Source organism: Gluconacetobacter sacchari (genome assembly GCF_014174255.1).
Taxonomy (GTDB): domain Bacteria; phylum Pseudomonadota; class Alphaproteobacteria; order Acetobacterales; family Acetobacteraceae; genus Gluconacetobacter; species Gluconacetobacter sacchari.
Map to the genome: position 1 here is coordinate 354,269 of NZ_JABEQJ010000001.1, position 25,337 is coordinate 379,605.

General features: G+C 69.8%; 19 protein-coding genes. 16 read left to right on the forward strand and 3 right to left on the reverse strand.

Annotated elements, in window-relative coordinates:
- Window positions 1-2,091, reverse strand: a complete 2,091-nt coding sequence (locus HLH48_RS01645) for a ComEC/Rec2 family competence protein (protein WP_246386653.1) — start codon at window positions 2,089-2,091, stop codon at window positions 1-3.
- A 179-nt stretch (window positions 2,092-2,270) separates the two neighbouring features.
- On the opposite strand from HLH48_RS01645, the gene gltX reads away from it, so the two are divergent.
- From gltX to HLH48_RS01695, 10 genes are all read left to right on the forward strand, one after another.
- Complete coding sequence (gene gltX / locus HLH48_RS01650) at window positions 2,271-3,671, forward strand: glutamate--tRNA ligase (protein WP_182995742.1); 1,401 nt, start codon at window positions 2,271-2,273, stop codon at window positions 3,669-3,671.
- Window positions 3,668-4,633 (forward strand): aspartate carbamoyltransferase catalytic subunit, encoded by a 966-nt coding sequence (locus tag HLH48_RS01655; protein WP_182995743.1) that lies wholly within the window; start codon window positions 3,668-3,670, stop codon window positions 4,631-4,633. The genes gltX and HLH48_RS01655 overlap by 4 nt, the downstream gene beginning before the upstream one ends.
- Window positions 4,630-5,943: a dihydroorotase gene (locus tag HLH48_RS01660; protein ID WP_182995744.1), complete on the forward strand. Its 1,314-nt coding sequence runs from the start codon at window positions 4,630-4,632 to the stop codon at window positions 5,941-5,943. Before HLH48_RS01655 ends, HLH48_RS01660 begins: the two co-directional genes overlap by 4 nt.
- Complete coding sequence (gene plsY, locus HLH48_RS01665; RefSeq protein ID WP_182995745.1) at window positions 5,940-6,575, forward strand: glycerol-3-phosphate 1-O-acyltransferase PlsY; 636 nt, start codon at window positions 5,940-5,942, stop codon at window positions 6,573-6,575. The genes HLH48_RS01660 and plsY overlap by 4 nt, the downstream gene beginning before the upstream one ends.
- The gene (gene dprA / locus HLH48_RS01670) at window positions 6,572-7,747 is read left to right on the forward strand and encodes a DNA-processing protein DprA (protein ID WP_182995746.1); all 1,176 of its coding nucleotides are present in this window, start codon (window positions 6,572-6,574) and stop codon (window positions 7,745-7,747) included. Before plsY ends, dprA begins: the two co-directional genes overlap by 4 nt.
- A gap of 36 nt (window positions 7,748-7,783) precedes the next feature.
- Window positions 7,784-10,501 carry a type I DNA topoisomerase gene (topA, locus tag HLH48_RS01675; protein ID WP_182995747.1) on the forward strand — a complete coding sequence of 906 codons (2,718 nt, stop codon included), beginning with the start codon at window positions 7,784-7,786 and terminating at the stop codon, window positions 10,499-10,501.
- A gap of 2 nt (window positions 10,502-10,503) precedes the next feature.
- The gene (gene rnr / locus HLH48_RS01680; protein ID WP_182995748.1) at window positions 10,504-12,762 is read left to right on the forward strand and encodes a ribonuclease R; all 2,259 of its coding nucleotides are present in this window, start codon (window positions 10,504-10,506) and stop codon (window positions 12,760-12,762) included.
- Window positions 12,762-14,351 (forward strand): S41 family peptidase, encoded by a 1,590-nt coding sequence (locus HLH48_RS01685; protein ID WP_182995749.1) that lies wholly within the window; start codon window positions 12,762-12,764, stop codon window positions 14,349-14,351. Before rnr ends, HLH48_RS01685 begins: the two co-directional genes overlap by 1 nt.
- A gap of 12 nt (window positions 14,352-14,363) precedes the next feature.
- Window positions 14,364-14,702, forward strand: coding sequence for a DUF1491 family protein (locus tag HLH48_RS01690; RefSeq protein WP_182995750.1), 339 nt, complete (start codon window positions 14,364-14,366; stop codon window positions 14,700-14,702).
- Between the two features lie 202 nt (window positions 14,703-14,904).
- Window positions 14,905-16,047 carry an OmpA family protein gene (locus HLH48_RS01695; protein WP_182995751.1) on the forward strand — a complete coding sequence of 381 codons (1,143 nt, stop codon included), beginning with the start codon at window positions 14,905-14,907 and terminating at the stop codon, window positions 16,045-16,047.
- Between the two features lie 239 nt (window positions 16,048-16,286).
- Here HLH48_RS01695 and cysK read toward each other — a convergent pair whose 3' ends face one another.
- On the reverse strand, window positions 16,287-17,276 hold the full coding sequence (gene cysK / locus HLH48_RS01700; protein ID WP_182995752.1) for a cysteine synthase A: 990 nt from the start codon (window positions 17,274-17,276) through the stop codon (window positions 16,287-16,289).
- 167 nt (window positions 17,277-17,443) lie between these two features.
- Between cysK and HLH48_RS01705 the strand changes: the two genes are divergently transcribed.
- Window positions 17,444-17,893, forward strand: coding sequence for an RrF2 family transcriptional regulator (locus HLH48_RS01705; protein ID WP_182995753.1), 450 nt, complete (start codon window positions 17,444-17,446; stop codon window positions 17,891-17,893).
- Window positions 17,894-17,914: 21 nt separating this feature from the next.
- Here the strand turns inward: HLH48_RS01705 and HLH48_RS01710 are convergent, their stop codons facing one another.
- The gene (locus tag HLH48_RS01710) at window positions 17,915-18,427 is read right to left on the reverse strand and encodes a hypothetical protein (protein WP_264812400.1); all 513 of its coding nucleotides are present in this window, start codon (window positions 18,425-18,427) and stop codon (window positions 17,915-17,917) included.
- Between the two features lie 349 nt (window positions 18,428-18,776).
- Between HLH48_RS01710 and HLH48_RS01715 the strand changes: the two genes are divergently transcribed.
- The 5 genes from HLH48_RS01715 (at window position 18,777) to HLH48_RS01735 (ending at window position 25,267) form a co-directional block, all read left to right on the forward strand.
- On the forward strand, window positions 18,777-19,328 hold the full coding sequence (locus HLH48_RS01715; RefSeq protein WP_182995754.1) for a hypothetical protein: 552 nt from the start codon (window positions 18,777-18,779) through the stop codon (window positions 19,326-19,328).
- A 62-nt stretch (window positions 19,329-19,390) separates the two neighbouring features.
- A complete protein-coding gene (gene parE / locus HLH48_RS01720; RefSeq protein ID WP_182995755.1) occupies window positions 19,391-21,421 on the forward strand; it encodes a DNA topoisomerase IV subunit B in 2,031 nt (676 codons plus the stop codon).
- A 44-nt stretch (window positions 21,422-21,465) separates the two neighbouring features.
- Entirely contained in the window at window positions 21,466-22,386 is a 921-nt protein-coding gene (locus HLH48_RS01725) for an EamA family transporter (protein WP_182995756.1), read from the forward strand.
- Window positions 22,387-22,456: 70 nt separating this feature from the next.
- A complete protein-coding gene (locus HLH48_RS01730; RefSeq protein WP_182995757.1) occupies window positions 22,457-23,392 on the forward strand; it encodes a 2-hydroxyacid dehydrogenase in 936 nt (311 codons plus the stop codon).
- 681 nt (window positions 23,393-24,073) lie between these two features.
- Complete coding sequence (locus HLH48_RS01735) at window positions 24,074-25,267, forward strand: TonB-dependent receptor plug domain-containing protein (protein ID WP_246386655.1); 1,194 nt, start codon at window positions 24,074-24,076, stop codon at window positions 25,265-25,267.
- The last annotated feature ends 70 nt before the right edge of the window (window positions 25,268-25,337 follow it).

A 25,337-nucleotide genomic window follows, 5' to 3' on the forward strand; every position in this document is an offset into this window, starting at 1 on the left:
CTACTCCCGCTGCGCCATGGGCAGAACGGGCAGCCCGTGCTGCCCGGGCGCCAGCACCCACGGGCGCGCCCCGCGCCAGTCGCGGTCCGAAACCACGACCGGGCCGCCGGCGCGCAGGAAGACGGCCTGCGCGCCGCCTTTCCAGGTCGCCAGCGAGTCGAGCATGCGCGCGCCGGGGCAGCCCGCGTCATCGGGGGCCAGCGTGACCAGCAGGGCCAGCCCGTCACACCGGGCCGGCGGCGCGCCCCGCAGGCGGAGCGCCACGCGCCCGCGATCCGGCAGGATCGCGCCGCCCGCCAGCGGCATGACCGGCAACGCCAGGGCCTGGCGCCAGTCATCCTCGACCAGCCGTTCGCTGCCTGGGTGCGGACCGATGCGCAGCGCGGCGCCGTCGCGCACCGCCAGCGTGCGGCCGTCGGGGGAGAGCAGCAGGTCCGGCCGCGCGACCAGGAAGGGCACGGCCAGTGCCAGCGCCATCGGCGCCATGCCCCAGGCGCGCCATCGGCCCGCCCACAGGCAGAGCCAGCACAGGCCCAGCATCCAGAGCGCCAGCCCCCAGTCGGGCATGGCCGGCACCGCCAGGCGCGCCGCCGGCCAGCCGGAGACCATGCGGGCCAGATCGAGGATCAGCCCGATGCCCCAGCCCATCGGCACCAGGGCCACGGAATCGAATCCCAGCGGCATCAGGAAGAGCGATAGCAGGCCCAGCGGCAGCACCCACATCGCCATCAGCGGCACCGCCAGCAGGTTGGCCAGGACGAACCAGGGCTGGAGCGTGCCGAAATGCGCCATCACCACCGGCACCGTCGCCCCGCCGGCCAGCAGGCTGGCCTGCGCCAGATGCGCGGCATGCAGCGCGCCGCGCCGCCAGCGGGCGGGCTGTTCGGTCAGGCGGGCCAGGATCGGACGGGTATGCTCGGCGCCCGCCGCCAGGGCCATGACGGCGACCAGCGACATCTGCAACGGGGCCTCCAGCAGGTCGGCGGGGCCGGTCAGCAGCAGCAGGATCGCGCCGACCGCCAGCCCGCGCAGCGACAGCGCCCGCCGACCGGTGACGATGGCCAGCACCACCAGCGCCGCCATGGTCAGGCTGCGCAGGGCCGGCAGATGCGCGCCCGTCAGCCCCACATACAGGATACCGGCCACCAGCCCGGCGACGGCGGCGATCGACCGGCAGGGCCAATGCAGCGAGGCCCATTCCGAACAGGCCAGCAGCAGCCGCGCCGCCGCCACCGAGACCCCCATGACGATGCCCAGATGCAGCCCCGCCACCGCCAGCAGGTGGGCCAGCCCCGCATCGGCGAACGCATCGCGGTCCGCCCGCGCCATGCCGACGGCGGACCCGGTCAGCACCGCCGTCGCCACGCCACCCGCCGCACCGGGCAGAACGCGCACGATCCGCGCCGAAATCCGCTCGCGCAGGGCCTCCAGCGACGATGATGCCGGCACCGGCCCGATGGCCTGCGCCCGGCCCAGGGCCGTGCCGCCGCCGGCGGTTCCGTCGAAATAGGCGCGGCGCTGCCGGTCGGGGCCGCCGGGCCAGGATGGCGGGGCCGGGGGCCGCAGCAGGGCGCGGACCCGCACCACCATGCCGGGAACGGGCGCGAGCGGATCGTCGGCGCGCAGGCGCACGCGCAGGATGCGACGCAGAGGCGGCATGCCGGCATCCAGCGGGTCGTCCAGCACCGCGCCGGCCAGGTCCAGCCGGCGGATGGCGGGACCATCGGCCGGCAGCAGCGCCACCGCCGCCACGCGCCCGGTGACGATGGTCGCGCGTGCCGGCAGGTCGGGCAGAGGCGGCTGGCGATGCGTGGCCCAGAACGCGGCGAGGCACCCCACCGCCAGCGTCGCGGCGCCCCCGCCGATGAGACGCGGGGCGAGGGCATGAGGCCGCCAGGCGATCCAGCCGAGCCCCAGAGCCGCGACGCCGGCCCAGGCCAGAACCTCCGGCGTGCCCGGCTCGCGCCGCAGCGAGAAATACCACGCGATGCCCAGCCCCAGTCCGACCGGCAGCCACAGCGCCAGGCGCCGCTGTTCCGCCAGCAGCAGGCGGGCGAGCAGGTCCCGTTCTTTTTTGAAAAAAAGAACCAAAAAACGTTTAGCCTTTATAAAGGGAAAACCGCCGGGCAAGGCGGAATACCGACAACGGATCAAAAGTCTTTTTGCGTCTTTTTCTTCAGAAAGAGAAGAGACAAACACCCCGCACCCGCGACACTCCCATACCGGCGCCCCCTGTCGGCAAACCTCGTCCCATGGTAAGGAGCCGGCTCATGACCGTCCGCACGCGCTTCGCCCCGAGCCCGACCGGGTTGCTGCATATCGGCAACGCCCGCGCCGCCCTGTTCAACTTCCTCTATGCCCGCCACCATGGCGGGAAATTCCTGCTTCGTGTCGAGGATACCGACCGCGAACGCTCGACCCAGCATGCGGTCGACGTGCTGTTCGACGGGCTGGCCTGGATGGGCATCGACCCCGACGAGGAGCCTGTGTTCCAGTCCACCCGCCAGGCCCGCCATGCCGAGATCGCGCAGCACCTGCTGGCGCGGGGGCTGGCCTATCGCTGCTACTGCACGCAGGAAGAATTGCAGCAGATGCGCGAGCAGGCCATGCAGGAGCACAGGCCGCCCCGCTATAACGGCTACTGGCGCGATCGCGACCCGTCCGAGGCCCCGCCCGGGGCGCCCTATACGGTGCGCATCCGCGCCCCGCGCGAGGGCGAGACGGTGATCCAGGACCTGGTGCAGGGCGATGTCCGCGTCGCCAATGCCGAGATGGACGACATGATCATCCTGCGCGCCGACGGCACGCCGGTCTATCAGCTCGCAGTGGTGGTGGACGACCACGACATGGACATCACCCATGTCATACGGGGCGACGACCACCTGACCAACACCTTCCGCCAGGCGATGATCTATCGCGCCATGGGCTGGGACCTGCCGAAATTCGCGCATCTGCCGCTGATCCACGGGCCGGACGGCGCCAAGCTGTCCAAGCGGCACGGTGCGCAGTCGGTGGTGGAATTCCGCGACATGGGCTACCTGCCCGAGGCGCTGAACAATTACCTGCTGCGCCTGGGCTGGGGGCATGGCGATGCCGAGATCCTGTCGCGCGACGAGCAGATCCATCTGTTCGACCTCGATGGCGTCGGCCGGGCGCCGTCGCGGATGGATTACGCCAAGCTGCTGCACCTCAACGGCGTGTGGCTGCGCCAGGCCGACGATGCCCGCCTGACCGGCGACGTGCTGGAGCGGCTGGCCGGCCACGAGGGCGTGACGGTGGACGACACGCTGCGCGCGCGGGTGCTGGCGCTGATGCCCGGACTGAAGGAGCGCGCCAAGACGCTGGTGGAACTGGCCGACAGCGCCGCCTTCCTGGGCCGGCACGTGCCGCTGGCGTTCGACGCCAAGGCCGAGAAACTGCTGACGGACGAGGCCCGCGCCATGCTGGGCCTGCTGGCCCGCGACCTGGCGGTGCTGGCGGCATTCGACGCGCCCGCGATCGACGCCGCCCTGCGCCATTTCGCCGAGAATCACGGCCACAAGCTGGGCCAGGTGGCCCAGCCGCTGCGCGCCGCGATGACCGGCGGCGCGACCTCGCCCGGCATCGACGCCACGCTGGCCGCCCTGGGCCGGGACGAGGTGATGGCGCGGCTGGGGGCCGTCGCCCGATGAACGACAGCCCGCGCGCGGTGCCGCCCCGGTTCTTCCCGCAGCACGGGCGGCACCTGCTGGGCCTCCAGGGCATGCATCCCACCCGGATCGCGCCCTTCCTGGACCTGGCCGAGAGCTACGCGCTGATGAACCGCTCGCGCCAGACGCCGCGCGACCGGCTGCGCGGGCGCACCGTCATCAACCTGTTCTTCGAGGACAGCACGCGGACCCGCACCTCGTTCGAACTGGCGGCGCGGCGGCTGGGGGCGGACGTGGTCAACATGACGGTCGCCACCTCGTCGGTGAACAAGGGCGAGACGCTGCTGGACACCGCCGCCACGCTGAACGCGATGCGTACCGACCTGCTGGTGGTGCGCCATTCGCAGTCCGGCGCGCCGGCGCTGCTGGCGCGCAAGGTCGAGGCCAGCGTGGTGAATGCCGGCGACGGCACCCATGAACACCCGACCCAGGCCCTGCTGGACGCGCTGACCATCCGCCGGCATTTCGGCACGCTGCACGGGCTGACGGTGGCGATCTGCGGCGATGTCAGCCACAGCCGGGTGGCGCGGTCGAACATCCACCTGCTGACGGCCATGGGGGCACAGGTGCGGGTGGTCGGGCCGCCGACACTGATCCCCGGCGCCATCGGCGCGCTGGGCGTCGATGTCCATTACACGATGGAAGACGGGCTGCGCGATGCCGACGTGGTGATGATGCTGCGCATGCAGCGCGAGCGGATGAATGGCGGCCAGGTGCCCAGCCCGCGCGAATATTTCCGTTTCTACGGGCTGGACCTCAAGCGGCTGGCGCTGGCCCGGCCGGGGGCGCTGGTGATGCATCCCGGCCCGATGAATCGCGGTGTCGAGATCGAAAGCCGCGTCGCCGATTCGGACCAGAGCGTGATCCGCGAACAGGTCGAGATGGGGGTGGCCGTGCGCATGGCCGTCCTGGACCTGCTGTCGCGCGCCGGAGACCAGACGTGAGCACTTCCCACCCGGCCCGGCCGCTGCTGTTCGAGAATGTCCGCCTGATCGACCCCGCGGGGGGGCTCGACCGGCCCGGGCGCCTGCTGGTCCGGGGCGGCGTGATCGCCGGCATCGACCTGCCGGGCGCCGAGGGGGTGCCCGGGGACGCCCGGACGATCGATGGCGGCGGCACGGTGCTGTGTCCCGGCCTGGTCGATATGCGGGTGGCGATCGGCGAGCCCGGATTCGAATATCGCGAAACCGTGGCCTCGGCCGCCCGCGCGGCGGCGGCGGGCGGCATCACCACCATGGCGGTGCTGCCCAACAGCCAGCCCGCGATCGACGACCCCGCGCTGGTGCGGCACCTGCGGGCGCGCGGCGAGGAAACGGGCATGGTCTCGATCCTGCCCTATGGCGCGCTGACGCGCGGGTGCGCGGGCACCGAGATGGCGGAGATCGGCCTGCTGGACGAGGCCGGGGCGGTCGCCTTCACCGACGGCACGCAGGCCCTGGCCGACGCGCGGATGATGCGGCTGGCCCTGACCTATGCCAGGGGATTCGACGCCCTGGTGGTGCAGCACCCCGAGGATCCGTCGCTGGCGCGCGGCGGTTGCGCCACCGATGGCGAGCTGGCGACGCGGCTGGGCCTGCCGGGCATTCCCACGGCGGCGGAGGCGATCATGATCGCCCGCGACCTGCGGCTGGCCGAACTGACGCGGGGGCGGCTGCATTTCGCCCATGTCTCCACCGCCGAGGGGCTGGAGCTGATCCGCGCCGCCAAGGCGCGCGGCCTGCGCGTGACCTGCGATACCGCGCCGCCCTATTTCGACCTGAACGAGACCGCGATCGGCGATTTCCGCACCTATGCCAAGCTGTCGCCGCCGCTGCGGGGCGAAGCCGACCGGCTGGCCGTCTGCGCCGCGCTGGCCGACGGGACGATCGACGCCATCGCCTCGGACCACGCGCCCTGCGACGCCGACGACAAGCGCCAGCCTTTCGCCATGGCCTCGGCCGGCGGCACCGGGCTGGCCACCCTGCTGCCCGTCACGCTGGCGCGGGTCCATGGCGGCACGCTGGCGCTGATCGACGCGCTGGGGCTGCTGACCCATCGGCCCGCGGCCCTGCTGGGCAGCGGCGCCGGCACGCTGGCCCAGGGGGCGGCGGCCGATCTGTGCCTGTTCGAGCCCGATCGCGCCTGGCAGATCGTGGCCGGCGAGCTGCCGGGCCGGGCGCGCAACACGCCCTTCGACGGGCGCGCCGTCGAAGGGCGGGTGCTCGGCACCTGGAAGGCCGGGCGCCGGGTCTTCGGGCAGGACGCGGCGGAATGACCGACACACTCCCGGGCTATGTCCTGCAATTGCTGGCGGCCATCGGCGTGCTGGCCTACGGCATCGGCAGCGTCCCCTTCGGCCTGCTGCTGACGCAATTGGGCGGCGCGGGCGATATCCGCGCCATCGGGTCGGGCAATATCGGCGCCACCAACGTGCTGCGCACCGGCCGGCGCGGGCTGGCGGCGGCGACGCTACTGCTGGATGGCGGCAAGGGCGCCTTCGCGGTGCTGTGCGGCTTCATTCTCTCGCCCTTCCATACCGCGCCGGCGATGGCGGTGGCGGCCCTGTGCGCCGTCATCGGCCATTGCTTTCCCATCTGGCTGAAATTCAAGGGTGGCAAGGGCGTGGCCACCGGGCTGGGCGCGGCGCTGGCCCTGTCGCCGCTGGCCGGTCTGGCCTGCTGCGCCCTGTGGCTGGGGGTGGCGAAGCTGACACGGATCTCCTCGGCCGGGGCTTTGGCCGCGTTCGTGGCCTTGCCGGTGCTGCTGGTGCTGCTGGACGGCGGCCCGCGCGGCCCGATTCCGCTGGCGGGACTGCTGATCGCGGTGCTGGTGATCGCGCGGCATCACGGCAATATCCGGCGCCTGCTGAACGGGACCGAGCCGCGAATCGGACGGAAGACCCCGTGACATCGGGCGGGCCGCTGGCCGCGCGCCTGCGCCTGGCGCGCAGCGAAGGCGTGGGCCCGGTCGGCTATCGCAAGCTTCTGCTCGATTACGGCGACGCGGCAAGCGCGCTGTCCGCCCTGCCGGCCCGGGCCCGGGCCGCCGGCCGGGCGCGGGGGCTGCGCATTCCGCCCGAGGACGAGATCGCGGCCGAGATCGCGGGCACCGCGGCCCTGGGCGGGCGGATCCTGATGCTGGGCGACCCCGATTATCCGCCGCTGCTGGCCGCCATCCACGACGCGCCGCCGGCATTGTCGGTCCTGGGCGACCCGGCGCGGCTGGGCGGATGCTGCATCGCGATCGTGGGGGCGCGCAATGCCTCGTCGAACGGCGCGCGCATGGCCGAAAGCCTGGCCGCCACCCTGGCGGCGCGGGGCGTCACCGTGGTCTCGGGCCTGGCGCGGGGCATCGATGCCGCCGCCCATGCGGGGGCGCTACGGGCCGGCACCACCATCGCCGCCGTCGCCGGAGGGCTGGACCGCCCCTATCCGGCGGACCATGCGTCCTTGCAGGACAGGATTGCACAATACGGCGCCGTCGTTACCGAAACCCCGTTGGGCATCGCGCCGCAGAGCCGGCATTTCCCCCGCCGCAACCGGCTGATCGCCGGCCTGTCGCTGGGCTGCGTGGTCGTCGAGGCCGCGCTGCGTTCGGGCAGCCTGATCACCGCCGACCTGGCGGCGGATTATGGCCGCACGGTCTTCGCCGTACCCGGATCGCCGCTGGATCCGCGCAGCCGGGGCGCCAATTCCCTGCTGCGGCGCGGCGCGATCCTGACCGAGAGCGAGACCGATATCCTGGCCGAACTGCCCGATCCGGCGAACCGGGACCTCTTTTCCACCCAGGCGCTCCGGCGGCCCGGCGGACCGGCGCAAGGCGGCACGCCCTGGCCGGAACCGCCGGCCGGAGCGGGTTCGCCGCCCCCTGCTGACACCCCCGGGGAGGCGCCGGACATCCGGCGGGCGATCCTTCGTCTGCTGTCATTCACGCCAACGCCGGTTGACGATCTTGTACGGCGCTGCCAGTTCTCGACATCGGCGATCCTGACCGTTCTGTCGGAACTGGAACTGGCGGGCGACATTGAAACCCTTCCCGGCGGGAGTGTCGTCTTGCCATCCCTGCCCGACGGACCCTGACGGGTGCCGGAACGAGACGCGTGATCCGGAGACAGAATGACTGACGTGGTCGTGGTCGAATCGCCTGCCAAGGCGAAGACGATCAACAAGTATCTGGGAGACGGCTTTACCGTTCTGGCGTCGTTCGGCCATGTCCGCGACCTGCCGCCCAAGGATGGCAGCGTCCGCCCGGACGAGAATTTCGCCATGGACTGGGAAGCCGACGAGCGCGGCAACCGGCAGATCGCTGCCATCGCCAAGGCGCTGCGCGGGGCCAAGCACCTGTATCTGGCCACCGACCCGGATCGCGAGGGCGAGGCAATTTCGTGGCATGTCCGCGCCATGCTGGAGGAGCGGAAGCTGCTGAAGGGCGTGGATGTCCAGCGCGTCACCTTCAACGAGATCACCAAATCCGCCATCCGCACCGCGATGGCCCACCCCCGCGAGCTGGACCAGCCGCTGATCGAGGCCTATCTGGCCCGCCGGGCGCTGGACTACCTGGTGGGCTTCACCCTGTCGCCGGTCCTGTGGCGCAAGCTGCCGGGGTCGCGCAGCGCCGGCCGCGTGCAGTCGGTCGCCCTGCGGCTGATCTGCGAGCGCGAAGCCGAGATCGAGGCGTTCAAGACTCGGGAATACTGGACGGTCGCCGCCCAGTTCACCACGCCCGGGGGCGCGCCCTTCACCGCGCGCCTGACCCACCTGGCCGGCCGGAAGCTGGAACAGTTCGACCTGCATGACGAAGCCGGGGCCATGGCGGCCAAGGCGACGGTCGAAGGCGGCACGTTCGCGGTGCGGTCGGTCGAGCGGCGCAAGGTGCGGCGCAACCCGCCGCCGCCCTTCACCACCTCGACCATGCAGCAGGAGGCCTCGCGCAAGCTGGGCATGGGCGCGCAGGCGGCGATGCGCGTCGCGCAGCAACTGTACGAGGGCATCGATCTGGGCGGCGAGACGGTCGGCCTGATCACTTATATGCGAACCGACGGCGTGCAGATGGCCGGCGAGGCGATCACCGCCATCCGCGACCATATCGGCAGCAGCTTCGGCGCCCCCTATGTGCCGGAAAAGGCCCGGATCTATTCCACCCGCGCCAAGAACGCGCAGGAGGCGCACGAGGCGATCCGCCCCACCGATGTCGCCCGCACCCCCGCCGAGGTCGCCCGCTATCTGAGCGACGAGCAGCGGCGGCTGTACGAACTGGTCTGGAAGCGCTCGGTCGCCAGCCAGATGCAGTCGGCCGAACTGGACCAGGTGATCGTCGAGATCGCGGATGCCGCCGGCGCCGCGACCCTGCGTGCCAACGGCTCGATCATCGCGTTCGACGGCTTCCTGAAACTGTACAGTGAGGGGCGTGACGACGCCGCGCCGAAGGACGAGCAGGACGACGAGAGCCGGATGCTGCCGCCGATGCGCGAACGCGACCCGCTGAAGACCGGCACCGTCGAAGCCGACCAGCATTTCACCCAGCCGCCGCCGCGCTATTCGGAAGCGTCGCTGGTCAAGAAGATGGAGGAGATCGGCATCGGCCGGCCCTCGACCTATGCCTCGATCCTGTCGGTGCTGCGCGACCGCAATTACGTGCGACTCGAGGCGCGGCGCTTCGTGCCCGAGGATCGGGGCCGTCTGGTGACGGCCTTCCTGACCTCGTTCTTCGAACGCTATGTCGATACCGGCTTCACGGCCGGGCTGGAGGAGCAGCTCGACGACATCTCGGGCGGCCGGGCCGACTGGCGGGACGTGATGTCGGCCTTCTGGCGCGATTTCTCGCACGCGGTGGACCAGACGAAGGATCTGAAGATCTCCGACGTCATCACCGCGCTCGATGGCGATCTGGCGCCGCATTTCTTTCCGCCGCGCCCCGACGGCACCGACCCGCGCGTCTGCACCGCCTGCGGCACCGGCCGGCTGGGGCTGAAGCTGGGGCGCTATGGCGCCTTCATCGGCTGCTCGAACTATCCGACCTGCCAGTTCACCCGTCGCCTGGTGGTGGACGCCAAGGAGGAAGGCGAGGCCGACACGCTGAAGGACGGCATGCGCGTGCTGGGCCAGGCGCCGAGCGGCGAGGACGTGACCGTCAAGCGCGGCCCGTGGGGGCTGTATGTCCAGCAGGGCGAGCCCGACCCCGAGGACAAGAAGGCCAAGCCGAAGCGCGCCACCATTCCGCGCGGCATAGAGGGTGACAAGATCACCCTGGACCAGGCGCTGGGCCTGCTGTCGCTGCCGCGCATGGTCGGCCTCCACCCCGAGACCGGCGAGCCGATCGAGGCCGGGCTGGGGCGGTTCGGGCCCTATGTGAAGATGGGCGCCATCTATGGCTCGCTGGACAAGGATGACGACATCCTGACCGTCGGGCTGAACCGCGCGGTCGACGTGCTGGCGCGCAAGCTGGCCTCGGTCCGCACCATCGCGCCGCATCCCAGGGACGGCGAGCCGGTGATGGTACGCAAGGGCCGGTTCGGGCCCTACATCCAGCACGGCCAGATGGTGGTGAACGTGCCGCGTGGCGAGGCGATGGAAGACGTGACGCTGGACCAGGCGGTGGCGCTGCTGGCCGAGAAGGGCAAGCCGCTGAAGCCCAAGGGCAAGGCCGCCGCCAAGAAGACGACCGCCAAAAGCACCACGCGCAAGACGGCGGCGAAGACGACGAAGAAGGAGGCCGACGGGGCCGACGCCCCGGCCGCCAAGCCCAGGGCCACCCGCGCCAGAAAGGCCGCGCCGGCCGAAGGCGCCGAAAGCCCTGCGAAGCGCGGCCGCCGCACGGCAGCCAAGGCCGAGTGACGATGGAGGGGAGGAAGCCTTCCGACCCTCAGCCGCCGCCCGAAACGCCGCCCGGCCCCGCCAGCCCCCCACGGGATGGCGGACTTCCGGATCGCGAGACCCTGCGCCGGTTCGTGACCGAGGCCACCGGCCGCGTCGGCAAGCGCGAGATCGCGCGCGCCTTCGGCCTGGGGCCGGCACACAAGGCGGCCTTGCGCGACATGCTGCGCGAACTGGCCATGGACGGCACGCTGGTCCCGGCCGGCGCGCGCCGCTTCCGCGCGTCGGCCGCCATGCCCGAGGCGACGGTGGTGCAGGTCACCGGCACCGACCCCGACGGCGACCCGATCGCCCGGCCCGTGCTGTGGGAGGGCGACGGGCCGGCGCCCGTCATCTTCATGCACCCCGAGCAGAAGGGCCGCCCGGCCCTGGCGCCCGGCGAGCGGGTGGTGGCGCGGCTGAAGCGCGTGGGGCCGGGCCGGTACGAGGGCCGCACCCTGCGCCGGCTGACCGATGCGCCGGGGCGGATCGTCGGCCTGTTCCGCGCCACGCCGGCCGATCCGGCCGCCACGCCGCGCGGGGCGCGGGAAGCCGGGCGCATCGTCCCCGCCGACCGGCGCGCCAAGGCGGAATGGGTCGTTCCGGCGGGCGAGACGCTGGGCGCCGAGACGGACGAGATCGTGGTGGCCGAACCGCTGCCGATGGCGGGACACGGGCTGAAACCCGCGCGGATCGTCGAACGGCTGGGCCCGATGGGCGATGCGCGCTCGGTCAGCCTGCTGGCGATCCACACCCATGGCATCCCGGACCAGTTCGCCGCCGACGCGCTGGCCGAAGCCGCGCGCGCGCGCGGCGTGCCGGTGGACGGGCGCGAGGACCTGCGCGCGGTGCCGCTGATCACGATCGACGGCGCCGATGCCCGCGATTTCGACGACGCCGTGTATGCCGAGCCGGACGGCACAGGCTTTCGCCTGATCGTCGCCATCGCCGACGTGGCGCATTATGTACGCCCCGGCTCCGCCCTGGACCGTGAAGCCCGGCGGCGCGGCAATTCGGTCTATTTCCCCGACCGCGTGGTGCCCATGCTGCCCGAGGCGCTGTCGAACGGCTGGTGTTCGCTACGCCCGGGCGAGGATCGCGGCTGCCTGTTCGCCGAGATCCATATCGATGCGGACGGACGGAAGCTGCGCCACCGTTTCGGCCGGGGCATCATGCGCAGCGCCGCGCGCCTGACCTATGACGCGGTGCAGGCGATCGCGGATGGCGGCGCGCAGGACAGCCCCCTGCCCGAGGGCCTGGTCGCCACGCTGTTCGCCGCGTGGCGTGCCCTGTCGACGGCGCGGGCGCAACGTGGCACGCTGGAACTCGACGTGCCGGAACGGGTGGTGCGACTCGACGAGACCGGGCGGATTACCGCCATCGAGCCCCGCATCCGCCACGACAGCCATCGCCTGATCGAGGAGTTCATGGTGCTGGCCAACGTAGCCGCCGCCGAGGAACTGGAACGCCGTCGCCTTCCGTGCCTGTACCGCATCCATGCCGCGCCCTCGCCGGAACGCGCCGCGTCGATGCGCGACACCCTGGAGGCCATGGGCTTTGCCCTGCCGCCGGCCGGCACGCTGCATGCGCGCGACCTGGCCGGGGTGCTGGCCCGCGCCGCCGAGGGCGACGCGCCCACGCTGGTCAGCGAGACCATCCTGCGGGCGCAGAGCCAGGCCGAATACAGCCCGGGCAATATCGGCCATTTCGGCCTGGCCCTGCCGTCCTACGCCCATTTCACCAGCCCGATCCGCCGCTATGCCGACCTGATGGTGCATCGGGCGCTGATCGGCCTGGGCACGACCCCGCCCGATGCGATGCTCGCCGCCGACGCGGCGAAGCTGGAGGAGATCGGCCAGCAGGTCAGCACCGCCGAGCGGCGGGCCATCCTGGCCGAGCGCGAGACGACCGAGCGCTATGTCGCCGCCTGGCTGGCCGACCGGGTCGGCGCGGAATTGACCGGCCATGTGTCGGGCGTGACCCGGTTCGGCGTGTTCGTGACATTGACGCGGACCGGGGCCGGCGGTCTGGTGCCGGTATCGACCCTGCCCGACGATGTCTGGACCCATGACGACAAGACCCACACCCTGCGCGGCCGCGACAGCGGGCTGGTCCTGCGGCTGGGCCAGCCGGTCACCGTGCGCCTGGCCGAGGCGACGCCGGTGACGGGCGGGCTGCTCTTCACCCTGACGGACCCGCCGCCCGCCCCCGCGCGCCGCGCCCGCGGGCAGCGCCCACGCTGATGCGCCTCCGCGCCGCCTCAACGCGGGCAGGCGGCCGGTCGCGCCTGCGGCGGCCGGCGCGACCGGCCGCGATCGTGCTGATCGTCCTCTACCTGATGACGCCCCGGCTGGCGGCCGCCGATCCGGCCCGGCCGGCGCTGGACATCGCGATGACGCAGGCCGTGCTCAACGCCGCCCTGACCTTTCTGCTGCCCCGCACGCTGGAGAGCCATACCTCGCGCGATTTCTGCCTGTGGGGCCTGAACGGGCTGAGCGCGATCGACCCGTCGCTGACCGTGACCGACCGGGACGGCACCGTGCAACTGGCACTGGGGCAGGACGTGCTGCTGCGCGTGGCCGACCCCGCCGAAACCGACCAGGCGGGCTGGACCGACGTGACGGTGCGGCTGATGCAGGCGGCGTGGAGCCAGTCCGCCGCCGTGCGCGACGCGGGGAGCGGCGGCCTGCTGCAAGGGTTCTTCGACGAACTGTTCAACCATATGGACCCGTATTCGCGCTATGTCGCGCCCGCCCCGGCGACCACCGACCGCGACACCCGCACCGGCGGCGAGGCCGGCACGGGCCTGACCCTGGGGCGCGATGCGCGGTCGATCCTGATCACGGCGGTCAATGCCAACGGGCCGGCCTGGCCGGCGGGCCTGGTGGTCGGGCAGCGGCTTTATGCGGTCGATGGCCGGTCCACCCGCGACCAGACGCCGCAGGCGGTGACACAATGGCTGCTGGGCGATCCCGGCAGCAGGGTGACGCTGCTGGTGGGCGACGAGCGCGCGCGGCGCACGATCACGCTGCGCCGGGCCTCCGTCCCGCCCGAAACGGTCTTCGCCTATGCCGACGGGCATGTGGTGGTGATCCGCATCACCGCCTTTTCCGCCGATACCGCGCAGGAAATGAGCCAGTACCTGGACCAGGCGAGCGACGACCCGCATCTGCGCGGGCTGGTGATGGACCTGCGCGGCAACCGGGGCGGCGTGCTGCAACAGGCGGTGACCGCCAGCGCCCTGGTGCTGGATCGCGGCGTGGCGGTGATCACCCATGGGCGCGACGCGCAGGCCAACCATGTCTGGGCCGTGCAGGGCGGCGACATGACCAATGGCGTGCCCATCGTCGTGCTGGTCGACGGCCGCACCGCCAGCGCCGCCGAGATCCTGGCCGCCGCGCTGGCCGACCACCGGCGCGCCGTGGTGGTGGGCAGCGCCACGCTGGGCAAGGGGCTGGTGCAGACGATCGGCCAGATGCCGGACGGCGGCGAGCTGTTCGTGACCTGGAGCCGCGTGCTGGCGCCGCTGGGCTGGCCGTTGCAGGGGCTGGGCGTGATGCCGCAGGTCTGCACCAGCCGGGGCGAGGCCGACCTGGAACGGCAGCTCCAGGACCTGGCCGCCGGCCAGGTGGACATGCGCGATATCGTGCGGGCGACACGGGCCGTCCGCTTTCCCGTCCCGGTGTCGCGGATCCTGGACCTGCGCAAGGCCTGCCCCGCCGCGATCGGCACCGATTCCGACCTGGATGCCGCCCGGTCGCTGATCGACAACCCGGCGGAGTATCGCGCGGCTTTGTCCGCCATTCCGGAAGAAGGGACCTATGCCCCATAAGAGCGTCGCGCCATGACCGAGGCCCGGTTGCGCGCCGGCCTGTGGGTTTCCGCCGTGGTCCGGCACGCCAACCAGACCGGCCATCCATCAGTGGTGCTGCGGCGCGGCGACGCCGACGCGGGCGGCATCCTCGCCGTGCTGCTGGGGCGGGACGGAAAGCTGGCCGTCCTGGCCCAGACCCGGACGCCGGAGGGCGAGCCGGCCTGGATTCGCGGCACCGGGCCCGACCCGGTCGACCAGGCGGCGGCCGACGCCTATGTCGCCCGCCAGGTGGGCCGGGACCCCGACCTGTGGGTGCTGGAATTCGATGCTCCCGATCTGAAGCCGCCCTTCGAGGCAACCCTGCTCTGAGTGTCCCCGGTGGAACCATGCGGGTGTGTCGTGCGCTCCACACCCGTCCCGTCACCATCGCCCGGCGCCGCTCCGGCCGCCGCTCATTCCACCCAATGGATTGCCATCGGCGCGTCTTTCGGCAAAGAAGACAGACCAAAAGGCGACGCGCGTTCACTCGACCGGGCGGTACGGCATACCCGGCAAAGGGAGAAACCAGACCATGACAGTGCGGCACGGATTGCTCGGAGGAACGATTCTGGCGACGGCGCTCGCCTTCGGTTCCACCCTTTCCGTCGCCCCGGCCTTCGCCCAGCCCGTCCAGGGCCTCTATGTCGCCGGCGAGGGCGGAGCCACCTTCAACCAGGACCAGCGGGTGCGCTCGTCGCCCAATTTCCCCGACGGGCGGGACAGGTATCATACCGGCGCGGTGGGAATCGGCAGCATCGGCTGGGGGCTGGGCAACGGCTTCCGCGTCGAGGTCGAAGGCAATTACCGCAATAGCGGGCTGAAGGATTTCAGCTCGGGCGCCGTGCCCAACAGCCATGTCGGCGGACGGCAGCAGACCTATGGCGTCATGGCCAACGCGCTGTTCGACATGGATATCGGCAAGAGCTGGCTCTACCCCTATTTCGGCGCCGGCGTCGGCTATGCCTGGCAGTCGATGAACGCCTCCGTCATGGGGCAGGGCTTCAACCAGCAGATCGGCGGCACCTTCGGCAATTTCGCCTATCAGGGCATTTTCGGCCTGGCCTTCCCGGTGCCGTGGGTCGTCGGCCTGTCGGCGACGGCGGAATACCGGTTCTGGACCATGCTCGGCCCGCAATCCCACGGCGCGCGCTCGGTGGGCACGATCGGCGGATACGACACCAGTCGCGCCTACGGCATCGCGACCGGCAATCGCGACACCATGACCGATTTCAACCATTCGCTGATGCTGGGCCTGCGCTACGAATTCAATCCGGCGCCGCCCCCCGCGCCGCCCTCGGTCGAGCCCACCGCCCCCGCCCCGGCCCAGACCCGGACCTATCTCGTGTTCTTCGACTGGGACCAGTCCGGCCTGTCGGATCGCGCCCGCACCATCGTGGCCACGGCCGCCCAGGCCTCGACCCACACCCAGACCACGCGGATCGAGGTCAACGGCTATACCGACAATTCCGCCGCCCATCCGGGCCCGCGCGGCGCGCGCTACAACATGGCGCTTTCGCTGCGCCGCGCGCAGACCGTGCAGGCCGAACTGATCCGCGACGGGGTGCCCGGTGCCGCGATCGACATCCACGGTTACGGGGAAGATCATCCGCTGGTATCGACCGGCCCGAACATCCGCGAACCGCAGAATCGCCGGGTTGAGATTATCCTGAAGTAAGGCGGAGGTCGGGCTCCGCCCGAACCCGCAAGGGGCCAGTCGGCCCCTTGACCCCGATTCGCTTCAGGTCGCCTCCGTTTTGGCCTGGAAACGGGGGCTGGCGAGCGAGAGTGCCGCGTAGCGGCACGCCCGGCGTGTGTTTCCGAGCATCGGAGCGGAGCGGCCTTGATGGCCGTGAGCACCGAAGCGCAGGAAACGCGCGTCGGATCGCCGCCAGCGCGCGTTTCCAGGCCAAAACGTCAGGTGAGGCCGGTGAAGAGGGATGTGGACAAATACCGTTCGGCGAAGGACGGGGCGATGACGACGATCGTCTTACCCGCGTTTTCCGGCAACTCGGCCAGCTTCAGCCCCGCATGCAGCGCGGCCCCCGAGGAAATGCCGATCGGCACCCCGTCCAGCCGCGCGCAACGCCGCGCGGCCGCGATCGCCTCGCGTTCCGACACCGTCAGCACGCCGTCCAGCGCCGGCAGATCCAGCGTGCGTGGGCAGAAGCCCGGGCCGATCCCCTGGATTCCGTGCGGACCGGCCTCGTCCCCGTTCAGGATCGCGCTTTCCACCGGCTCCACGCCATAGACCGCCAGGCCGGGCTTGCGCGGCTTCAGCGCGTGCGCGATGCCGCTGGCGGTGCCGCCAGTGCCCACGCCGGCCACCACGATGTCGACCGCGCCGGCGGTGTCGGTCCAGATCTCCTCGGCGGTGGTCAGGGCGTGGATCGTGGGGTTGTCCGCGTTTTCGAACTGACGCGGCATCCAGGCATGCGGCGTCTTCTTCACGATGTCCTCGGCACGGGCGATCGCGCCGGCCATGCCCAGGCGGGAGGGGGTAAGCTGCAATTCGGCGTCCAGCAGACGCAGCATCTTGCGCCGCTCCATCGACGCGCCCTCGGGCATCGTCACGATCAGCCGATAGCCGCGCGCGGCGGCGACGAAGGCCAGCGAAATGCCGGTATTGCCCGATGTCGGCTCGACCAGGATCGTGCGGCCGGGCGTGATGTCGCCCCGCTGTTCGGCCGCCAGCACCATGGCGGCGCCGATCCGGTCCTTTACCGAGCCCAGCGGGTTGAAGAATTCCAGCTTCAGCAGAATCCGGCTGGCGACCTCGTCCTCGCGCATCAGGCGCGGCAGGGCGACCAGTGGGGTGCCGCCGACCGTGTCGACGATCGATTCGTACACCCGGCCCCGCGGACCGGACAGGCCCAGATGGCCGTCCGCCGCCACTGAATGATCCATGGGTCGCTCCCTCCTTCAACGCATTGCCGCAGATTTAATCGTAATAGCTGACATAATCCATCATCACACCAAACAGAAGCGTGGATCATCGCCGCCGATCCTGCTAGCGTTACGGGCGACAGGTGACCGGCTGTCGGACACACCATGAATTGCGGGAGAAATCGGGAATGCTGCTTCGGCGTGACAGGGCCATGATCGCGGTGCTCATCATGCTCGATGTCGCATTTCATGCCGGACGCACCGGCACCGTCAGCGCCGCCGACATCGCCGAGCGCGCCGGCCTGGCCCGGCGGGGGATCGAACCGCTGCTCCAGACCCTGTCGCGGTCCAGCCTGCTGGAAAGCGTGCGCGGGCCGCGCGGCGGCTATCGGCTGGGGCGCCCGCGGCGCGACATCACCGTGGCCGATATCGTCGAGGTCGCGACGGCGGACGATTCGTCGTCCGACGATGGGCCGATGGGCCAGCTTTACACCCGGGTCATCGATCCGTGCTGGCAGAAGCTGGACGACACGCTGTCCGCCCAATGCCGCAAGCTGACCCTGGACGACCTGGTCCACCGGGCGGAATCCAGCGGCATGCGCCGGCCGCTGGCCGAGCCGATCAGCTTTTCGATCTGATCGGCCCCGCCGCGCCCGGTTTCAGTGGGCCGCCCTGGCGCGGTGCCGGGTCGCCGCCTTGCTCGTCCCCTTGGCCGGTGCCGGCGCGGGGGTTGGGGCCTTTACCATCGGGGTCGGCACGATCACGCCCGTCGCATCGACCGTCGCCGTGATCTCCAGCGTATCGCGCGGCTGGCCGGGGCCACGGATCAGCGTCACGCCGAAATGGTCGGGGCCGGCATAAGCGGTATTGGGGGTGTACATCACAACCGTATGATCGTTGTGATTATACAGGAAGGCCTTGCCGTGCTCCGGCGCCGGCGCGACGCCGAACGACGCGTAGGCGTGCTCGCCGTCGCTCTGGACCAGGACGACGCAATTGCCGTCATCACTCCGCACCGACATCGACGCCGTCTTCAGCGCCGGCCCGGCCGATTTGACCGGGCTGACCCGGCAGACGGCCGACCGCTTCATATAGCCGAACGGATCGGGCGGCCCCGCGACCTGGAGCGCAGGCTTGTTTTGACATCCGGCCAGCACGGCTGACACCGCCACCAGAATTGCAGAAGACCGTCGCACGCGCACTCGTCAACTCCGCTCGCTCAAGAAACCGGCAGCCCCGGATGCCGCCGCGAATCGCCCGGCACCGCTCTAAAGCAACTCCGGGACGCACATAAAGACCCTACCCGATCCCGGGGGATCGGCAATCATGGATGGCAAGGCCGGGCAGAACGCGCCATGGTGCGGCGACCGGCCGTGAACCCAAAATGTGATTGCCAACTCTCTGGTCAGGGTTATGCTGCCATTATAAAATGCTAGCAAGCCCAGTTCACATGTCGGTTCATGTCACCTGCCCTCTTGGGGCGCAACATCCTGATCGATCGAGAGCGAGAGACAGCACATCATGACTTCCCCCATTCGGCGCGCCGTCGTGGCCGGTCTGGTTCTTGCCGGTCTTGTGAACGGGGCGGCGGCGCGCGCCGCCGGACAATGTTCGCCCTCCCCCGCGCATGACGCATTCGATATCTACGGGTTGCAGAACGAACTCATGGTCACCGCGCTGACCTGCGGCCTCCAGGACCGCTACAATTCGTTCACCCGCAAGTTCAATCCGTCGCTTCTGGAGACGGAAAGGACGCTGGGGGCCTATTTCCGCGCCACCTACGGCCGCGGGTTCCAGACGGAGTTCGACAGCTACAAGACGCAGCTTTCCCTGACGCAGTCCGAGCATGGGCTGAAATCGGGCACCGCCCTGTGCGGCCAGCGCGCGGCGATGTTCGACGAGGTCGCGGTGCTGGAAAGCGCGCAGGACCTGGCGCATTACGCCCAGGCGAAGGACATTATCCAACCCGCGTCGTACGAGACCTGCGCCGCCCCCGCGCGCACGCAGCACACCGAAACCCGTACGCGGGCCCGAGCCCGCGCGACGCGCGCCACCCGCTCCACCCGGAGCTGACGCACGCCTGTCAGGCCGGTCCCGCTTGACAGGGAACAGGGGCGCGGAACAAAGAACAGTCCATGAACGACGATCTCTTTTCCGCGCCGCGCCCGAAGCGGGAACCGCGCCCCCGCGCGACCGAGGCCACCGCACCGGCTCCGGCCGGCACGGCCGAGACGTACGACGCCAGCGCCATCGAGGTGCTGGAGGGGCTGGAGCCCGTCCGGCGGCGCCCCGGCATGTATATCGGCGGCACGGACGAGGGGGCGTACCATCACCTGGCCGCCGAAATCCTGGACAATGCGATGGACGAGGCCGTGGCGGGCCACGCCACCACCATCGACGTGACGCTGGAAGCCGGCGACTGGCTGACCATCCGCGACAATGGCCGGGGCATCCCGGTCGATCCGCACCCCAAATTCAAGGACCGCTCGGCGCTGGAAGTCATCCTGACCACGCTGCATGCGGGTGGGAAATTCTCGGGCAAGGCCTATGCGACCTCGGGCGGCCTGCATGGCGTGGGTTCGTCGGTGGTCAATGCCCTGTCGGCGCGGATGGAGGTCGAGGTCGCGCGCGACCGCACCGTGTGGCGCCAGGCCTATGAGCGCGGCCATCCGGTCACGACCCTGGAGAAGGTCGGCCCGACGCAGAACCGGCGCGGCACGCAGATCCGCTTCACCCCCGATCCGCAGATCTTCGGACGGCTCCATTTCTCCGCCGCCCGGCTGTACAAGCTGTGCCGGTCCAAGGCCTATCTGTATCGTGGCGTGACCATCCGCTGGGCCTGCGACCCGGCGCTGATCCGTGACGGCGACATTCCCGCCGAGGCGGTGCTGCATTTCCCCGGCGGCGTGGCCGACAGCCTGCGCGACGAACTGGGCAGCGCGGCCCTGCTGGCCGAGATGTGGTCCGGCGATGCCGACCTGCCGGTCGGGCCGGACGGCGCCGAGACCGGCCGGATGGAATGGGCGGTGGCGTTCCTGGAAGCGGGGTCGTCCAGCCTGGCTTCGTACTGCAACACCATCCCCACCCCGCTGGGCGGCACGCACGAGGCCGGGTTTCGCACCGCGCTGCTGAAGGGTTTCCGCGCCTGGGGCGAGCAGCGGTCGAACCGCCGCGCCGGCGCGATCGCGGCCGACGACATTCTGGGGATCATCGCCGCGAAACTGTCCGTCTTCATCCGCGATCCGCAATTCCAGGGGCAGACCAAGGAAAAACTGACCTCGCCCGAGGCCGGCCGCCTGGTCGAGACCGCGCTGCGCGACCGGTTCGAGCAATGGCTGGCCGGGCACCCCGCGCAGGCGGACAATCTGCTGGCCTTCATCATCGAGCGCGCCGAGGAACGGCTGCGCCGCAAGGACCTGAAGGACACGCCGCGCAAGAGCGCAACCCGGCGCCTGCGCCTGCCCGGCAAGCTGACCGACTGCACGCGGGAGAACGCGGCCGAGACCGAGATCTTCCTGGTCGAGGGCGATTCCGCCGGCGGTTCGGCCAAGCAGGCGCGCAATCGCGAGACGCAGGCGGTGCTGCCGCTGCGCGGCAAGATCCTGAACGTCGCCAGCGCCTCGACCGAGAAGCTGCGCGCCAACCAGGAACTGCGCGACCTGGTCGAGGCCCTGGGCTGCGGCATCGGCGAACGGTTCGATGCCACGCGCCTGCGCTACGGGCGCGTCATCATCATGACCGATGCCGACGTGGACGGCGCGCATATCGCGTCGCTGCTGATGACCTTCTTCTACCGCGAACTGCCCGAGCTGATCCGTCGGGGTCATGTCTACCTGGCGCAGCCGCCGCTGTACCGCCTGACCCAGGGCGGCAGGACGGTCTATGCGATGGATGACGCCGACCGCGAGCGGAAGCTGAAATCGGATTTCAAACCCAACGCCAAGGTCGAGATCTCGCGCTTCAAGGGGCTGGGCGAAATGCCGCCGGGCGATCTGAAGCAGACGACGATGGACCCCGGGAAGCGCACGCTGCTGCAAGTGGTCACCCGGCCCGAGGACCGCGCCCTGACCAGCGACCGGGTGGAGCAACTGATGGGCCGCAAGGCGGAATCGCGCTTCCAGTTCATCCAGGACCATGCAGGCCTGGTCGAGGAACTGGACGTCTGAGCCCCGATGGTTCCTGAACACTCCCCCGCCCGCCCGGGCAGGCGATGACCGGCCCCGCGCCCGGGCCGGCCGGAGAGGGGCAGGCGCATGATCCTCTGGGCGGCATCCTGCTGGTCGTGGGGGGCATGGTCTCGTTCCAGGTCGGCGGTTCGTTCGCCAAGCTGCTGTTTCCGGTCTTCGGGCCGCTGGGCACGGTCGGCCTGCGCCTGTGGATCGCCGCCATCGTGCTGGGCATCTTGACCCGCCCCTGGCGCGCGGCGCCGGATCGCGCCACGCTGAAGATGATCCTGTGGTATGGCGCCGCGATCGGCGTGATGAACATGTCGTTCTATCTGTCGCTGGCACGCCTGCCGCTGGGCGTGACCGTCGCGGTGGAATTTCTCGGGCCGCTGACCCTGTCCCTGTCGGGCGCGCGCCGCGCCCGAGAATGGCTGCTGTTTCCCATGATCCTTGGCGGGCTGTACCTGCTGCTGCAACCCGGCGCGGCGCTGGCCGGGCGACCGCTGGACCTGCTGGGCGTGGCCTATGGGCTGATGGCCGCGGCGGGTTGGGCCGCCTATATCGTAGCGGGTGGCCGCGTCAGCCGGCGCATCGACGCGGCGCGCGCCACCGCGCTGGGCCAGGCCGTGGGCGCCGTGCTGGTCACGCCGATGATGATGGCGACCCTGCCCGCCGCCGCCAGCCACCCGCATGCGGCGCTGCTGGCCTGCTTCGTCGCCGTCCTGTCGTCCGCGCTGCCCTATACGCTGGAAATGCTGGCCATGAAGCGGCTGCACCCGCGCCAGTTCGGTATCCTGACCAGCCTGGACCCGGCCGTGGCCGCCATCATCGGCCTGGTGCTGCTGGGCGAGCATCTGGCCCCCGCGCAATGGGCGGGGATCCTGTGCATCGTGCTGAGTTCGATCGGCGGCGTCATGATCCAGCGTCCAGGCCTGGCCCCCGCGCCCGCGCTGCCCGAAATGTAGCGACGCCGCCCCTCCCCGCCGCCCGAGGAACGCGATAGATTCGTAACGATCCGATAGCGAGGAGCGCGACATGACCGACCGGGTAGTCTTCTATAGCCAACTGGACACGCCCGAACCCTGGCGGGCGGCGCTGCATGCGGCGTTGCCCGACCTGGAGTTCGCGATGGCCGATGCGGTCACCGACCCTGCCGGGGTCCGCTACGCGCTGGTCTGGAACCCGCCGCGCGGCTTCTTCGCCCGTTTTCCCGACCTGCGGATGATCGTCAGCCTGGGGGCCGGCGTGGATGCCCTGGTGACACGCGACGACCTGCCGCCCGGCGTGGCGATCACGCGGTTGCAGGACCCGTTGATGTCGCGGATGATGGCCAGCTACGTCCTGTTCGCGACGCTGCGGCTGGCCCGGGACATTCCGGCCTTCGAGGCCGCGCAGCGCCAGGCGCGCTGGCACTTCATCGAGCCCCGGCCCCTGTCGCGCATCCGCGTCGGCATCATGGGCCTGGGCGAGCTGGGCCTGTTCGCGGCGCGGGAATGCGCGCGCCTGGGCTTTGCCGTCAGCGGCTGGTCACGCAGCCCGAAATCCGAACCCGGCATCACCTGCCATGCGGGGATGGACAGCCTGCCCGCCTTTCTGGGCGGCTGCGACATCGTGGTCTGCATGCTGCCCAAGACGCCGCAGACCATCGGCCTGCTGAATGCCGAGCGGCTGGCGATGCTGCCGCACGGTGCCGGCTTCATCAATGTCGCGCGCGGCGACATCGTCGACCAGGACGCGCTGGTCGAGGCCCTGCGATCCCGCCGGATCGGACAGGCCATGCTGGATGTGTTCACGCCCGAACCCTTGCCGGCGGACCATCCGCTCTGGCGCCTGGACAATGTGCTGATCACGCCGCACGTCGCCTCGGTCGCGCTGCCGGACTCCGCCGCGCCGCAGATTGCCGAGAATATCCGCCGCCTGCGCGCCGGCCTGCCGGTCAACGACCCGGTGGATGTGGCGCGCGGCTATTGAACGACAGGGCTGCCGTAGGGGAATGATCGGCTTTTTCATTCCCTGGCGGCTCATTCATCAGCAATCGGCCTGACGCGCGCGCATCACAGGGCAAATACAGATCATTACTTTGTAAGCATGATGGTGTCCCTCCCGAATATCGTATGCCGCCGGACCCCTGTTTTTAAAAAACAGAAAATACCCAAATCATTCTATTTTCGAGACAATACCGAACAACACGAAACATTTCATTCACATCCGGGATCGCAGCCAGATCGTTACGAGATCGTACATTACGTTGTATGTATATCAAATATTACAAAATTTAATTGCGCCGTCATTCACCAGACTATGCGGACGCTCGAGACAAGCCCGCATGACATGAGGCAAGAGGATGATGCATCGGAGCAACGGCGATCCTTTCGGTATACCTGAAGAACATCGAGAAATTTCGCGCAATAGACTGTTTAGTAAAATAAAAATATGACAATCGCGACCTGCGGAGCGAGTGGCGATCTGGTGCCGCGACGATCATGACTGTCACTGAAAAGACACAGCACACGCGGAATACGTCAAAAAAATGACATGGCCGAACCGTATCAATCGACAAGCCACGCACCCCCCGTTTACACGTTTTCTTACCTGAACAAATTACTGCGGGGTAACAACAGAATGGGTCTTTATAGCAAGAGATTCGCATTGATGGCGGGCTTCGCGGTCGGCGGAACGCTGGCTTCGCCAGCTTTCGCCCAGACGGCCGCATCGTCACAGACCGGGACCCTGTCGGCCGTCAATGCCGCTTCGTCGTCCGGCATGTCCGACTCCTCGGGTGGCGAAAGCGTGGTCGTGACGGGCTCGTTTCTGCGCAGTTCGAACAACACTTCGGCCAACCCGGTCCAGACGATCACCGCGCGCGAAATCCAGCAGTCCGGCTCCACGACGCTGGGCGACTATCTGCAACGCCTGCCGTCGATCGGGTCATCCGGCACCACCAACAACCAGACCAACGCCACGGACGGCCTGTCCTGTACCGACCTGCGCAACCTGGGCTCGAATCGCGTCCTGGTCCTGATCGACGGCAAACGCACCACTTCGAGCGGCGTCGGCGAATGCGTGGACATGAACACGATCCCGGCCTCGCTGGTTCAGAGTATCGAGATCCTGAAGGATGGCGGTTCGGAACTCTATGGCGCCGATGCCGTCGCGGGCGTGATCAACATAAAGCTGCGCCACGACACGACGGACGGCAACATCACCATTCGCGGCGGCATCACCGGCCATGGCGATAACGATACCGGCCTGATTTCCGGCTACAAGGGCTTCGGTTTCGACCACGGCAAGGGCAATCTTACGCTGTTCGGCTCCTACATGAGCCAGGGCGGCGTGATGCAACGCAGCCGGGGATGGGCCCAGCCGGTACAGGCCAACAATCCGACCACGCCCGGCGCGGCTTCTTATGGCTCGGGAATCCCGCCGAACGGGCAATATTTCGGCCTGGATAGCGGCTCCGACCTCGCCGGATCGGCCAACGGGACCTCGTTCCATGATTTCACCAGCGCCGATCGCTATAATTACGGTGCCCAGCAGCAGCTTCTGAACCAGTTGCAGAACTCGACGCTCAGCGGGGACCTGCACTACGAAATCAACAAGCACTTCAACCTGTATGCCAACGTGCTGTACAGCCACCGTACCTCATCGGCCCAGATGGCGCCCGAGCCGGTAACCGGCGCGGTTCCGCCGTCGAATTTGCCGGCATCGGTCATCATTCCGGCGGACAATCCGTATAATCCGTTCGGCGAAGACGTTCAGATGTACAAGCGTCTGAGCGAATTCGGCAACCGCCGCACCGAAGCCGTGTACCGGCCTCGGTTTTTGAGACATCTGGTTGAAGCCTAAGCGGCGAGAGCCGCAGTGGAAAGAGCCCTGGCACGCACGGCATTCGGGGAGATGAACCCGTGCCGTTCAA